Origin of the sequence: Formosa bonchosmolovskayae (genome assembly GCF_051016085.1) — a bacterium.
Lineage (GTDB): Bacteria > Bacteroidota > Bacteroidia > Flavobacteriales > Flavobacteriaceae > Formosa.
Genome location: NZ_CP174605.1, coordinates 2,617,485 through 2,632,612 on the forward strand (window position 1 = coordinate 2,617,485; position 15,128 = coordinate 2,632,612).

Below are 15,128 nucleotides of genomic sequence, written 5' to 3' on the forward strand. Positions count from 1 at the left end.
TGTAAAATAGAGTCCTAAACGATTAAACTTTTTTTTTAAGATTTGCCCGTGCTGACTTTATAGAATGACTTGTGCCGAGGGAGGTCCTTTTTCGATATAAGTTGTATTTTATTTTTTGGGTTGGCCTGTCGGAAATTTAGATAAAAGTTCGTAAGCCTAGATTTTTTTTGCTTGGTTTATCCAGAGCGAAGTCGAAGGATTTTTTTATCAATGAAAAAAATGAACATAAAATATTATTTAGGACAATTAAACAGAAGAAATGACATTATATAAATCAGAATTCGGATATAGGCTAGTTGGATTTCTAGTGGTGTTGTTCCTTTCCATTAATGGATTTATGATTTTCCAAAACGAACCTATAGAAGAAATTCTGTCTGTGAGTGGAATCCATTTATTGGTATTAAGTTTTTTTCTATATCTCCATTTTTCGACAGCATACACGATTCATGATCACGGGATTTTGAATGTTAAATGTGGTTTTATGTATAATAAATCGTTCGATATAAATAAAATCAAGTCTATTCGTAAATCTAATAATATGATTTCATCACCAGCCCCTTCAATGGACAGGATAGAACTAGCTTACGGTACATTTAATGTTATAGTCATTTCTCCAAAGAATAAAATTCAATTTGCAAAGGAGCTCACCAAAATAAACCCGAATATAGAAAACAGGTTAAATGAAAAAGCGAATACAACACTATGAACATAAAAAAACTAACATTTAGCCTTTTAATTCTGTTATTTACGCATGCTTCATTCGGACAAGTAGATGTTCACGCTTCTGCGACCAAACAAGTTAACGAGATGATTGCGTTTTACAATATGAGGGATATCCCAAAGTATGTAGACTATCTATTACCTGTATATTATGGAAATGAGAATACATACAAAGAAAAATTTACCGAAACGTGGGAGCGCATTTTAAAGCAAGATACCGACACCATCAAACTTGTAGGACTTTTAAAACTAGCCAAATCAGAAAATCAATATCAAGCGTTATTTCATATTAATTTCAAGAGCGGTAAGAGTTATACTATTGGAGTTTCCGAGGATGGTAAAACGTGGTCGTTTACTCAACCTTTTAGTGAAAAAATGAAGTTTAGCCAGTTGTTAGAAATTATCCCAACTCTAGATCATGCTTTAGCCGAGAGCTTAGATCCTAAGTTTGGTAAACGCATCAATTATGAGATCGGAGAAATTATTTCACCATTCAAATTCAAGGATATTAATGAAACTGAAATTTCGTCGGAATCCTTAAAAGGTAAAGTCGTGGTCTTAAATTTCTGGGGAACGTGGTGCGCTCCCTGTGTGAAAGAGATCCCTGAACTCAATAAATTGGTAGAAAAATTTAGTGGTGAGAACGTTAAATTTATTGCACCTGCTATTACGACGACAAACGAAACATTAAAAAACAGTTTCCTTCCTAAACATCCGTTTTCATATGACATTGTAGTAATCGACGGAGATGAATATGTGATTTCCTCATATCCGACACATGTAATTATAAATCAAGACCAAGAAGTTATAGAGATTATCAAAGGATATAGTGAGGATAATATTAAAAGATTAGAACAAACAATAGATGACGTTCTAAACTAATTTTTACAGATATTATTTAGTAAATACACCATAAATTGACGCATTCTAATGGGGACAATTTTATATAAAGCTTAGATTTATTTCTAGGCTTTTTCTTTTTATAGAATATCCATGTAATTGACTTTAATACCTTTTGAGCTGGTTAGGGTGAAGCATTGATGGAATAAATACCCATAATTTATAGCTTAAGAACTATAGTTTATATTCGAAAAAAAATAAAAAAACGATATTGCTGTACGCAGAAATAAAAGCGGTCTAAAAGATGTTTTAAATGGTAATAGTATTCGTTTTTATGTTTGTAGTTGTGAGTCTAAATTTTGTGAATTGTCTTGCATAAAAACGGATAATAATAAAGAATTTAGATGTCAACTCACTTGAAAATAAACAAACTCGAATCGACGAAAATAGAGATGGAAATGATAAACTTCTAATTAAAGTTAGAATTTCTAGAGATTAAATTGAATACAAAAGCATTCAGAAAACAAACTAAACTATAATTTAAAAAATTAACTAAAAATGAAAAAGGCCTTATCTCTAATGGTATTGATTTTCTTTGGAGTAGTCGCTCACGCACAGATTCCACTTCCTGAGAATTTAGAACAAGGGTATCCCCGAATTTATATCACGCAAAAAGGAAAAAAAGATCTTCAAAAAACAATTAAAAAGGAAACTTGGGCACAAGATGTCTTAAAAGGCTTACATGAAAAAGTTGATACTTATGTTGAGCGTCATGTAACCGATGACGAATGGATGGTATCTCGTTTACAAATGCATTGGAACACTAAAGCCAGCAACATTTACATTAACGGTGTAGATTTTTCTCATGCCGATGGAGAAGCTCCCGCTCCTACAGTACGATTTAGTGGTTCCCGAAATTCGGCTACGGCTTACGGAACACCTAGTTTAGAAGATATTCTTCCATATATGGACGATCCAAGAGGATTGTGGTTGCCAAACAAGGAAAAAGAAGGACATCCTTTTGAATGGGCAGAGCAATCGGAAACAGGGAATATAATTGTAAATATCAACAATAAAATAATCGCTTTAGGGAAAGATGCCGCTTTCCTGTATTGGCTGGAAAATGACGAACGATATGCTAAATTTTCATTCGATTTATTTGATACTTACATGACTGGAATGTCTTACAGAAGTGAACCAATAGATTTACTTAACGGTCATATTCAGACACTTGTTGGATTTACGCACTTCCAAGTGATACACGAAAGCACTCTAATTGAAATAGCAGAACTTTACGATTTCTTACATCAGTATATTGAAGATAATGCTTCAGATAAAATTGCGCTGTACGATAAGACCATCAAAAGATGGATCGATCAAATTATAAAAAACGGTGTACCTCAAAACAATTGGAATTTACATCAGGCCAAGATTATTTTAAAAGCAGCCATGGTTTTACAAGACAATAAAAATTATGAAGACAATAAAGGACGCGAATACTATATAGATTACATTTTAAATGTGACTTCGGCTAGACAATGGTCGCTAAATAAATTTATGGATTATGGCTACGACGAAGCTAATGGTGTTTGGGCCGAATGTCCAGGATATTCTCAAGGTGTTACTAAAGACCTTACCAATTTTATAAGAGATTTCGACAATACATTCGATCATAATATTTTACCATACACACCTGTAATGCCAAAGGCTGTAAAAATGTTACCTCAATATTTGTTTCCTAACGGGCAAGCTGTTGCTTTTGGAGATTCGTATTACGGACCTATAAGTACGGAGTCTATGAGCGATATGATTCGTATTGCTCAAAAAAATAAAGATCAAGAGTTAGAAGAAGAGTTTACAGGCATGTATAGGTTGTTTTCTAAAACGTCGGAGGGTTCAAGTAAAAGTAAAAAACCTAGAGCAGATATTTCTTCTTTTTTTGCAAGTAAACCTTTAGAATTGAATCCGAAATATAAAATGGGTCATATAGACGACTATATCACCCAGACCTTTTATGCGCCTAATGTAAGTTGGCACGTGCAACGTATGGGTACAGGAAAAGATGGTATGATGGTCTCGTTAAACGGATCCCTTGGAAACCATATGCACGCTAACGGAATTAATATGGAATTATATGGAAAAGGCTTCGTACAAGGTTCCGATCCTGGTAAAGGTTCTAATTATCTTCAGCCAATATATTTAGAGTATTATTCTCAATTCCCTGCTCACAATACGGTAATGGTAGACGGTGTCTCTTCGTACACAGAAATGCTAAGTTACCATGCATTCGATTTAATGGGACAATATCCGAAATCAGAACAAAAGGAAGGTTACTATAAAAATATTACCTATTCCGATGTATACTTTTTGGAACCAGAAACCCAAAGTGATCAAAGCCGCTTGGTAAGTATTGTGAAGACTGGTGAAACTACGGGCTACTATGTAGATGTTTTTCGTTCTAAAAAACAACGTAAAGGCGATAAATTTCACGATTATTTCTACCATAATTTAGGTCAGAGTTTAACGGTAAGCGATGGAGGTGGTAAGCCGTTAGCACTTGTTCCGAGTGAGGAAATGGCATTTGCAGGAGGTCATTTATATGCGTTAGATTATATGTGGGATAAAAAATCGATGCGTACAAACAATGATTATCAAGCTGAATGGAAAATTGATATGCCTGATGGAGAAGAAGATGTGTTTATGAATTTATGGATGAAAGGTACTGAAGGACGTGAGGTTTTTAGTATAAAATCGCCACCAAATAAAGCGTTTAAAGGGAACAGTGGACTTCCTTATGATGTGGATAAAGCACCTTATTTAACACTAGCAGCAAGGCAACATGGCGAGGCGTGGAATCGCCCATTTGCTTCGGTGTACGAACCTTTTACTTCTAGCGAAGGAAAAAGTATCACTAGTATTTCTGGTTTTGAGGATGAGAATGGAAGTCAAGATTTTGTAGGATTACACGTTTCACATAAATCTGGTAGAGAAGATTTAGTGTTTTCTTCAACTAATAATCAACTGGCAGTGTACAAAGATATGTCTACAGATGCCGCGTATGCCTTGATTGGTTATGAAAAAAATGGAGATTTTATCCTGTTTATGGGGAATGGGACAGAACTTAATACAAAGGATTTTATTATTTCAACAAAACAAAAAGGAAACGTTGTTGTAGAAAGTAAAGGCGGGAAATTATTTATACATAATGAAGTGCCAGTTACCATTACTTATAATAACAAAGAACATAAATTTAATTCAGAAGCATTTCGATCAATTAATTTAAAATAAATCTGTGAATGCTGAGGTTTGGAGGGGTTGACTACCTAGATAAATCACATTTATAAAAATAATATAGGGTATCTAAACTGAAGTTAAGCTGAAATATTTAAAACCAAAAGGTGTTTTAAGTATTAGAATTAATGCACAATACATAGTTGTTATAATTTAAAATGATGTTAAGAACAATTTTATTTTTTCTATTTATTCAGATACCTCTCTTAGGTACTGCCCAGCATTTAGAACTGCCTTTATGGGGAGACAATATTCCTAACTATCAGGAAACCGATGAGGAAGAAATTAGGGTTCAAGAGGGTGTTTTAAAAATAAGGAATGTAAAAAAGCCAGGGGTAGAAGTATTTTTGCCATCAGAAAAATTAAGAAACGGACAAGCTGTGATTGTTTGTCCTGGTGGTGGCTATGCGATCATGAATTGGGATTGGGAAGGCACCGATATTGCCAAATGGTTAAATTCTCAGGGTATTGTTGCTATTGTTTTAAAATATAGATTGCCACGCTCTAAATCTAATATTGTGTCTTATAAATCACCCATTTTAGATGCGCAACGCGCTGTGCGTCTTACTAGACATCATGCTAATGCATGGGGCGTAGATTCGACACGAATAGGAATTATAGGTTTTTCGGCAGGAGGACATGTGGCAGCAACACTTGCTGTTCATTATAACGAAAAATATGCCGAACCTACAGACAACATCGACCTGTTGAGTGCAAGACCAGATTTTTCGGTTTTGGTGTATCCGGTGATAACGTTTAAAGATGATTTTACAGACCCAAACTCAAGAAAACGACTTTTAAATGATAATCTGGATGAAAAATTAATCGAACACTTTTCAACCGAATTACATGTAACTGCAGAAACTCCAGCAGCATTTATAATGCATTCCACAGACGATACAGGAGTGCCTGTGCAAAACTCATTAAAATATTACGAAGCACTAGTTAATAATAAGGTTGAAGCAGAAATGCATCTTTATCCCATAGGTTGGCACGGTTATGCGTTAGCCCGTGATAACCCATATTTGTCCACATGGACAGAACGACTAAAGGCGTGGTTACAACGTTATTAATCAGATTTTGCTTATAAAATTAGATAGGTATTATTAAAAAATTAAACACAAATATGAAAATACGGTTTCATTTATTCATAGCCCTAATGCTGTTAGTTAGTTTTAGTAATAAACTTAAGGCACAGCATCAATATCCTAGTCCGTTAATTCTCGATATGGTGCATCATAATCCAGGAGAAGCACCTTATAAAACGGCATATAATGATCCGGCTGTGATTAAAGAAATGGGATATAATGGTAAGGTATATTTTCTGTTTGAATCACCTGCACTGGCGATAAATTGGGAATCTGTAGATAAAGATATTTTGCCAAAAGGATCGGAAGATCGCAAATGGGTCGATGCCAAGGCAAAACAAATTAAAAAAATGCACGCTCAATGTAAAGCAGAAGATATGGCTATTTACGCCATGTCTGATCTGGTTTTATTTCCGAAACGATTAATAAAAAAGTATGAAATAGAAGATACTTTTGGGGATCCTAACCATCCGCTTACAGAGAAATTTGTACGTGCTCAAATTAACGAAATGTTCGATCAATTTCCTGATTTAGACGGGTTAGTGGTGCGTATCGGAGAAACTTATTTACACGATGCACCTTATCACCAAGGTGCTATAGACGATAAATCAAGTCCAGAAAAAACAATTATTCCTTTAATGAAAATGCTGAAAGAAGAGATTTGTGTAAAACGTGATAAGCAACTTATTTTTAGAACATGGAATGCTTTCGATAGGAATATGAGCCCATACCTGGAAGTGAGCGATGCTGTACAACCTCATAAAAATTTAATAATTAGTATTAAACAATGCGAAGGCGATTTTCATAGAGGGCGACCATTTAGTAAACTTATAGGTCAAGGTCGTCATCCTCAAATTATAGAAGTGCAATCTGCAAGAGAATACGAAGGTAAAGGCGCTTATCCAAATTATATTGCAAATGGCGTTATCGAAGGTTTCGAAGAGCATGCTAAAATGCCGGAAGGCGATATCAATAGTATACGAGAATTTGTTGAAACTACTCCAGATTTATATGCCGGTATTTGGACATGGTCTCGCGGTGGAGGCTGGGAAGGGCCATATGTTAAAAGCGAAATGTGGTGCGATTTAAACTCTTGGGTCATGGCACAATGGGCTCAAAATACAGAGCAAAGTGAAGCATTTATTTTTAAAAGATATGCTACGGAACGCTTAAATCTTAAGGGAGATGATGTTGCTAAATTTAGAAGACTTTGTTTACTATCTGCAGAGGCTGTAATAAGAGGTAGAAATACGGTGCAAAATGATATTAGTGATGTTTGGTGGACTAGAGATCAAGGAATAGGTTGGCCGGCAGTTGCAAAAGATGCTGTGGGGCAAAAACGAAATTTAGAGCAAAAGGATGAATCTATAGCGAAATGGGAAGAAATTGTAGCACTATCAAAAGCAATAACTTGGGACAACGAAGCTGCCAAAAGCCATGCGATTGGATCTGCTGAGTATGGCCTAAGATTATATAAAATATATAGAGCACTTGTTTATATGTCTGATGCGGAAGCTAAGGGAGATGTAAAAGAAATTAAAAAATGGATAACGGTTTACGATGAAGCGTGGGCAGATTATAACAAATTACCAGAGCAGTATAATAGGGTTGCAACGTTGTACACCCAAGATTATGATCGCCATATAGCACATAATGCAAATCAAAAAGTAAACGAATTAAGAACCCAAAAGTAGATGCTTTTTAAAGCGTGGGATAACGGAGCGTATTCAGGGTTAGTCGCTAGAGGAAATTTTGAAATATCTGTGATCTGGAAGAATGGCAAAGCGTATCTCTTGAAATTCTTTCGAGAAGCGGAGGATTATGTAAATTGAAAAATATAAGTGCTTCGAAAGCTCAAGTAAGAAATAATATAGGACAAGTTATTCCCTTTGTACAAGAAAAATCTGACAGTATTTGGTTTAAAACTGAACACGGTGAAACGCTACAAGATTATGTTATAAAAAAGTAAAATAGATTTTAACAAAGATGAAGCAGGGTGAAACCAGTGTCTTAAGTCAAGAAATACCGCATTAGAATACTCAATCCTAATCCATAATAATATTTTAGTTGTCAGACTGAGCCTGCCGAATCCCTAAAATAAAGACTCTCAATAAACATTTATTAGGTTTTAGAAGTGTACCATACAAATCAAATAAAAACCTAAAAAAGCCATCCTTTCAGACGGCCTTTTCATTACTAATTGTAAGATACCTTTACTTCTTAATAAGTTTTTTTACTGAACTTCCCAATTTATTTGTGAATTTAAGTAAGTGAATCCCCGCACTTAAATGCCCTAGAGAAATGACTTCATTACTACCCTTAACATCAACAGTCATTTCTAAAACACCTTGGATATTATAGATTTCTAAAGTAGTATCTATGGCATTACTAACACGAATAATATCTGTTGTAGGGTTAGGAAATACTTTTATTTGTGCTCCTAATTCCGCATCGGTAGTGCTTAACGTATTAGATCCGTGGACTTCTACTTCGGCAATGGTTAATGCACGATCAGAAGTTTTAGATACGCGTACAACCTGTCCCACAATGCCATCCATAGCTATAGTCGCTACAGGATCTGGATAAGAAGGAAATAATTGGGAATATACAATTTCGTCTTTACTATTTCTAACTTCTACAGTATAGTTATTCAATCTATCTTCGTAACCGGTTCTGTTGTAAATTATAATTTCTTCTATGGTTTTATTACCCTGCATATCTACTTGCCACCATTTTAAAGTACCTTCTCCGCCATCTTCGGTATGGGTAACAGAACCACCACCAAAGTTACCATTGGTATTGCCATCTATGGCCCTGCTCGCTTCACCATCGTGAGCCGTACTAGACTGTGTCGCTATACTACCTTTAGAGGCTAACGCTAAATTACTAGCAGAATTGTCGTAATAAAATGAAAAACTATCTACTCTTAAAAGTGAACCGCTACCGCCAGTGAATACGAAGTAAATATCTTGTGTACCAGTTAATTCGTCATGTGTAAAACTAGAAAAAGTTTCATAATTATTCCAGCTTCCCGTATTGGCAATGGCTATGGTTGCAAGTAAGGTACCATCTACAGCTCCCGATCTAACTTCAACCGCACTTCCAGTAGTTACGGAGGATGCTATTATATCAATGGTATTATAATGGTCATCGACTCCAAAATCAATATTAGCATATTTTATATAATCGCTATTTTCTATACTACTAACCACTTTATTAAAAGGGGTAAGGTCTTCAGTAGTAACATCGGAGGACGAGCAGAATGTTTCAGCACTAATTGGAAAAACAGGATTGTACGATGCAGCTAAACATGCATCTTCGATAAAAGCAAGTCGATCCAAGGCAAAAAGCCAATCATTTTGATTTTCAGATTTTGCAACAAAATAAATATCAGTTTTTCCATTTACCATCTCATTTAAATCTGCCGAAAATGTTGTAAAAGCATCTGTTTTAGACAGCGAAATGTTAGCTAATAAAGTTCCTGTTGGACTATCTTGGCGTACCTCTAAAGTGACGTTGTCAAAATCGCTTAAAGCAACTACTTCTATTGCAGACATAGCTGTTAAATCGATAGTGTTAAAGGCAATCCAATCTCCAGAATCGAAGGCATAGACTTCACGTTCGTTTAAATCTCCTGGGATATCCCGTATGCCTATATTTTCCATGTCATCATAACATTCTGCTTGTAAATTCTCAGCTGTATTCTCACAAGGTCGCTCGTAAATGCAGTCGTCTAAACGCGAAATACTGTTGTTCGTGCCATTATCTGTAGCCGAACCACAAGTTGTAAGATCTGTGTTTGAAACATTATATTCAAGGGTAACAGGGTATTTGGTGTTGTTTTTAAAAGTAAGATTATTGGCATCTCGTTCTAACGGTGCTTCATCAGATCCTTCTAACCAACGATGCGCGTATCTTTTTCCGCCTACTTGGAGCTCGATATCCGAATTAAACGTTGTAGTACCGTCGTGTAAGGTTAAATTATGATCGTTTCCTGCAAAGTACATATAAGGTGTGTTACCAATTTTAGGCACATAATTATCTAGTATCGTAACATCTATAGTAGAATTAGATCGTCCGACATCTTCAGAAACTAACGGACCTACAGAACCATCTCCGCTACAGTTTGTGGCTATGGTTTTAGAGCCAAACCAAAATCCTGTTTCGCAAGCTAGTACTTTACAGTTTTCTACGACTTTGTCGGTATAATCCCAGCCAATAGTAACACCAGAACGCATTTTTACGACTGTACAATTTTTTACTTGGGTTCCTGTAGTTGGGCGTTCTTCGCCACCGTAAGGTGTACCTTGGGTGTAAGCACGAATCCCATCTTCTTGAAGACTAAATCTATAGTCGCTTTGTAGATCTCTTAAATCGTATCCCCAAACCGTCTGGAAATCAACTTCATCGGCGGGAGATCCTGTACCTTCTTCCTGAAGAACTTCTCCAACGGTTCTTAATTCGCCCTCTACATAACAGTCTTCTATTAAGGCATCGTTAGCACCCTGCATAAATATACCATGCCCATACGATCTCATAATAAGGGTACAACCTTTAATGTGGTTTCTATCACCTCTTACCAATATTCCGGCGCGTTTACCATGGGCAATAACACTACCTCCACCTTTACCAAAAATATCGCCATAGCCATAAGGGTATGAACTCCTTTGGGTAATATGAAAGCCTTCAATACGGTTATCGGCACCATCTAAGTGTATGGCTTCTCCACCAGAGTTTGGTCTTCTATTGCCAATAATTTCCATAGTTAAATTTAGATAGACATTATTATCGCCTACCGGCCAAAACTGAACAGACCACCCAGAGTAAGCTTCGGCAAAAATGGCTGAATCGAATTCAAATTTTACATCGGTAAAATCGAAAGTAGAATGGGAACCTGTAAAAAATAATATGTCCGCATCTGGAAACAACTTCCCGGGGCCACAATTATTGGTGTTAAAATAATAGGTGCCTGGTGTCATTTTAAAGTTTCCGTCATCGTCGTCTAAGCGGTCTTTTAATTCTGAAAGTGAATTAATTGCTGTTTGCGCCTCTGTAAAATTGAAGGATAAAAAACAGCTTAATAATACTAATAGTGTAATTCTTTTCATTTGGTTAAATAAGTTAATTGTTCTTCAATAAAACTACTACCAATTAGAAGTGCTGTATATAAATTATCGCCCAAATGATTTAAAATAGTGCCCATTTTTATAGTTAGCTTATGTAAAGTAGAAATAGGACTATTGGTTATTAAAATGTTCTTCTATTTTTGATTGCTAACGCTTTGGTTCATATAATACCACTTCTGAATAATTGGTTGAAAATCAAACTAAAATGCTTAGAAGTTGTGGGCGATAGGTTAGAAAAATGCTATTATTTTTTATAAAATAATTGGTATATGTTCAACATTATAATAAATATGTAGATATGAAATTTTTAAAACTAGGTATACTTTTGCTCTACGTGTTAGGGGCTTCTAATAGTGTGTTTTCACAAACTCAAACCCGTCCGAATGTGATTTTTGTCATGCCTGACGATATTAGTCACAGTTCGTTTTCATATTATAAAGACAATGCGCCAAGAACACCAAACATTGATCGGTTAGGAGACGAGTCTGTGCGCTTAACAGATTTCCATGTGTCTCCAAGTTGTTCTCCAACGCGAGGTGCCTTGCTTACAGGAAGACCAAGCGATGTCGTAGGTGTTTGGCATACCATTAATGGAAGAAATATGATGCGTGCCGATGAGATTACTATGGCCGATATTTTTAAAGCAAATGGCTATGCTACAGGCTTATTTTTTAAGTGGCATTTAGGCGATAATTATCCGTTTCGCCCAAAAGATCGCGGATTCGACTATGTGGCTTGGATACAAGGAGGAGGAACTGGACAACAACCTGACTACTGGGGGAATACTAATAACGAGGCACATATGTGGGTTAACGATACTTTGGTTGAAATGACAGATGAGGATGATGGTATAGAGGGCGCTTTTACTACAAACTTCTTTATGAATCGTGCTATGGATTTTATGGAAGATAACATCGAAAAGAATAAACCTTTTTTCGCATATATTCCTCTAGGAACAGCTCATGCACCTCATGTTTTACCACCCGATGCTCGTGAAGGAGTGAGTGCAAAAACAGGAACTATTGAAAACATCGATAAGAATATGGGACGTTTAATGAAATTCTTAGATGATAAAGGTATCGCCGATAATACCATTCTTATTTTTACTACAGATAATGGCGCAGGAGGTTACTTAAGAGGCGGAAAAGGATCGAATTACGATGGCGGTACGCGAGTACCATGTTTTGTAAGATGGGAGGCCGGAAACCTTGGAGGTAAAGGTAAAGGCCGAGATGTAACACCGTTAACAGCACATATAGATTGGCTCCCTACGTTTATGGATGTTTTAAATCTTAAAGACATAGAAAACCGACCTGAAAAATTAAAAATTAGAGGGCGTAGTTTTAAACCATTCCTAGATGAAGATCCTACTAACGCCCCATTAGCATACAAAAATAGAGCTGTTGTTATTAACGATATGTGGACAGAATTTCCTGAGAAATATAAAAAATTATCTGTAAAAAAAGATGACTGGAATGGTGATGTAATAGAATATAAATGGCGTTTGCTTAGAACAAGTGCAACTTCAGATTGGGAATTATATGATGTTTTAACAGATCTGAAACAAGAAAATAATATCATTTCAAATCCTGCCTATAATAGCGTTGTAGCAGAGTTAAAAGAGGAGTATGAAAAATGGTTTCAACTTGTAGAAGAACGTGCTAGTGAATACACGAGAATTATTATAGGAAATAAAGCAGAGCCTAAAACAACACTTCATGCACACGATTTTCATGGTACAGTAATTTGGCATCAAGACGATGTGAAAAAAGGAGCTCCGGGTAGCGGATTTATTGCTGTAGAATTAGATAAGTCAGGGACATATAATTTCGATTTGCGACGTTGGCCAAAAGAAATTGAAGATAAATCAACATTAACTTCTGGCGATGAAAATGGTAAAGCCTTAAATATAGCAAGTGCAAGAATAAAAATTTGGAATGGAGATACGGTTTATGTTGATGAGAAGAAAGATGCTAACGTAGGCCAAGATGGCGTGCAATTTACAATACAGAATTTACCAAAAGGTCCTGCGTTTATTCAGACCTGGTTTTATAATGAAGCTGGAAAATTGGAAGGTGCTGTGTATTATAATTATGTAGAGTGTGTTAAGCAATAATCGCAATTCAATCCATATGTTATCAAAAATATTAAAGGTTTAAATGTTTGCAATTATTAAACTAATCCTTCGGTGAAATTTAAAAATACAGTGAATTATGAAAAAAAGTATCTCGATTATATTTTTATTGGTATGTATACAAAGCACTTTTGCTTTTGACATAACATTACCAAGTATTTTTGCAGATCACATGGTGTTGCAACGTAGTCAAAAGGTCCCTATTTGGGGAACAACACAAGCAAATGCAACTGTAGAAGTTACGTTTGCAGATCAGAAAAAGCAGGTAAAAGCAGATGTCGAAGGCAATTGGCGAATCGATTTAGAACCGTTGGAAGCGTCAAGTGAATCACGAGTTCTAACAGTTACATCTCAGTATAATAATGAGGTAACTACATTACGAATCTTAGATGTTTTGGTGGGAGAGGTTTGGCTTTGTAGTGGACAATCTAATATGTATCGGCCTTTTAGAATGTTAATGGGAGAGGCTGTACAACCAGAATATGAGCCAATTGCGGCGTATTTAAGAAAAGAAGCAGCTACAGCAAACGATCCTTTATTTCGTCAATTTAAAGTTGGTCCAGATTATAGTGTGTTGCAAGAGAAATATTTGGGAAGAGGCAACTGGTCTAAAGCAGTACATGGCGAAGTAAATGAGTTTTCTGGGACGGCTTACTTTTTCGGACGCGAATTACGCCGGGAGTTACAAGTTCCTGTTGCTATTTTAAGTTGCAGTTTAGGAGCAACGAGAATAGAACCTTGGATGCCAAAGGAGGCTTACCAAGAAAATGAAATATTGAAGAAGGCGTATATTGAAGAATTAGCGCAATATAAAAATTCATTAGCATCTTGGGATACTTTTAAGGAAGATGAAAAATATAAACAGCTTTTAACAGATTGGGAAGCACAAGTGGAACAAGCTGAAAGAGAAGGTAAAAAGGCACCTTCCAAACCAAGAAAGTCCGTACATCCAGATCGGGATAGACAAATACCTGCAACTTTGTTTAATGCAATGATTCATCCTTTAATTCCATTTGCAGTAAAAGGAGCGCTTTGGTATCAGGGAGAGAGTAATACAGAACATGGAGCAGCAACTTACGGATTAAAACTTTCTAATATGATTGAAAGTTGGAGAAAAGCTTGGGGACAAGATACCTTTTATTTTTACACTTGTCAGCTCGCAAATTATAAAACACCAAACCAAGAACCAGTTGCCGATGAAGATGGATGGGCCTTAGTATCTTATGGGCAGAGTCAAAGTCTTAAGCTTCCTAATACAGGACTGGCTGTCTTAAATGATATAGGTGAAGAAAAAGATATACATCCAAAAAACAAAATAGATGCTGGTAAACGACTTTCCCTTTGGGCGCTTAATCAAGCCTATAAAAAAGATATCGTTTACAGCGGACCTCTATACAAGACATCTACAATTAAAGGAGATAAAATAATTATAGAATTCGATAACGTAGGATCTGGTTTAATGGTTGGAAAAAAACAATTTATGGAACCAACTATTGAAGTGCAAGAACCTTTAAGTCGTTTTCAAATTAAAGGGACGGATGGTTTGTGGAAATGGGCAAAGGCTAAAATTTTAAACAAGAATCAAGTAGAAGTTTGGCACACAGATATTGAGCACCCTGTAGAAGTTCGTTATGCGTGGTCGTCAAACCCACAAGGCGCTAATTTATACAATAAAGAAGGTTTGCCTACCTCGCTTTTTAAAACTCAAGATTAGTTAAAGTTATTTGTTTAATAAATTTTTATCGGGCGCAATTACACACAGAATAAGATAAGATTAATTCATATTTTAGGTAGGAATAATTTAGGGATTATAAACAATACATTTTGAGATTTTAGGTAGTTTGAGCCCCATCAATGTTGTATAATTTTTGATGATTTACCCAAAGAAAAATTGAAAAGTAAATGTGTTTAAGAGGACTATCATTTTAA

At 35.7% G+C, this 15,128-nt stretch carries 9 protein-coding genes; 8 read left to right on the forward strand and 1 reads right to left on the reverse strand.

The features are described from left to right. Nucleotides 1-259: 259 nt before the first annotated feature. From ACKC83_RS11170 to ACKC83_RS11195, 6 genes are all read left to right on the forward strand, one after another. On the forward strand, nucleotides 260-706 hold the full coding sequence (locus tag ACKC83_RS11170) for a PH domain-containing protein (protein WP_434035548.1): 447 nt from the start codon (nucleotides 260-262) through the stop codon (nucleotides 704-706). Then, a complete protein-coding gene (locus ACKC83_RS11175) occupies nucleotides 703-1,602 on the forward strand; it encodes a TlpA family protein disulfide reductase (RefSeq protein WP_434035549.1) in 900 nt (299 codons plus the stop codon). Before ACKC83_RS11170 ends, ACKC83_RS11175 begins: the two co-directional genes overlap by 4 nt. Nucleotides 1,603-2,118: 516 nt before the next feature. Beyond that, entirely contained in the window at nucleotides 2,119-4,848 is a 2,730-nt protein-coding gene (locus tag ACKC83_RS11180) for a hypothetical protein (RefSeq protein ID WP_434035550.1), read from the forward strand. A gap of 161 nt (nucleotides 4,849-5,009) precedes the next feature. Beyond that, nucleotides 5,010-5,924 carry an alpha/beta hydrolase gene (locus ACKC83_RS11185; RefSeq protein ID WP_434035551.1) on the forward strand — a complete coding sequence of 305 codons (915 nt, stop codon included), beginning with the start codon at nucleotides 5,010-5,012 and terminating at the stop codon, nucleotides 5,922-5,924. Between the two features lie 53 nt (nucleotides 5,925-5,977). Next, nucleotides 5,978-7,633, forward strand: coding sequence for a hypothetical protein (locus ACKC83_RS11190; protein ID WP_434035552.1), 1,656 nt, complete (start codon nucleotides 5,978-5,980; stop codon nucleotides 7,631-7,633). Beyond that, on the forward strand, nucleotides 7,634-7,771 hold the full coding sequence (locus ACKC83_RS11195) for a glycoside hydrolase family 95-like protein (RefSeq protein ID WP_434035553.1): 138 nt from the start codon (nucleotides 7,634-7,636) through the stop codon (nucleotides 7,769-7,771). It begins immediately after the preceding gene. 381 nt (nucleotides 7,772-8,152) lie between these two features. Here the strand turns inward: ACKC83_RS11195 and ACKC83_RS11200 are convergent, their stop codons facing one another. Next, entirely contained in the window at nucleotides 8,153-11,047 is a 2,895-nt protein-coding gene (locus ACKC83_RS11200) for a carbohydrate-binding protein (protein WP_434035554.1), read from the reverse strand. 316 nt (nucleotides 11,048-11,363) lie between these two features. On the opposite strand from ACKC83_RS11200, the gene ACKC83_RS11205 reads away from it, so the two are divergent. Both ACKC83_RS11205 and ACKC83_RS11210 read left to right on the forward strand, forming a co-directional pair. Beyond that, nucleotides 11,364-13,181, forward strand: coding sequence for a sulfatase-like hydrolase/transferase (locus ACKC83_RS11205; protein WP_434035555.1), 1,818 nt, complete (start codon nucleotides 11,364-11,366; stop codon nucleotides 13,179-13,181). Nucleotides 13,182-13,278: 97 nt separating this feature from the next. Then, nucleotides 13,279-14,913 carry a sialate O-acetylesterase gene (locus ACKC83_RS11210; RefSeq protein WP_434035556.1) on the forward strand — a complete coding sequence of 545 codons (1,635 nt, stop codon included), beginning with the start codon at nucleotides 13,279-13,281 and terminating at the stop codon, nucleotides 14,911-14,913. The last annotated feature ends 215 nt before the right edge of the window (nucleotides 14,914-15,128 follow it).

What these genes read in the sequence shown, in the direction of transcription:
- ACKC83_RS11170 (WP_434035548.1), top strand. Translation starts at nt 260, where the DNA reads ATGACATTATATAAATCAGAATTCGGATATAGGCTAGTTGGATTTCTA.
- ACKC83_RS11175 (WP_434035549.1), top strand. Translation starts at nt 703, where the DNA reads ATGAACATAAAAAAACTAACATTTAGCCTTTTAATTCTGTTATTTACG.
- ACKC83_RS11180 (WP_434035550.1), top strand. Translation starts at nt 2,119, where the DNA reads ATGAAAAAGGCCTTATCTCTAATGGTATTGATTTTCTTTGGAGTAGTC.
- ACKC83_RS11185 (WP_434035551.1), top strand. Translation starts at nt 5,010, where the DNA reads ATGATGTTAAGAACAATTTTATTTTTTCTATTTATTCAGATACCTCTC.
- ACKC83_RS11190 (WP_434035552.1), top strand. Translation starts at nt 5,978, where the DNA reads ATGAAAATACGGTTTCATTTATTCATAGCCCTAATGCTGTTAGTTAGT.
- ACKC83_RS11195 (WP_434035553.1), top strand. Translation starts at nt 7,634, where the DNA reads ATGCTTTTTAAAGCGTGGGATAACGGAGCGTATTCAGGGTTAGTCGCT.
- ACKC83_RS11200 (WP_434035554.1), bottom strand. Translation starts at nt 11,047, where the DNA reads ATGAAAAGAATTACACTATTAGTATTATTAAGCTGTTTTTTATCCTTC.
- ACKC83_RS11205 (WP_434035555.1), top strand. Translation starts at nt 11,364, where the DNA reads ATGAAATTTTTAAAACTAGGTATACTTTTGCTCTACGTGTTAGGGGCT.
- ACKC83_RS11210 (WP_434035556.1), top strand. Translation starts at nt 13,279, where the DNA reads ATGAAAAAAAGTATCTCGATTATATTTTTATTGGTATGTATACAAAGC.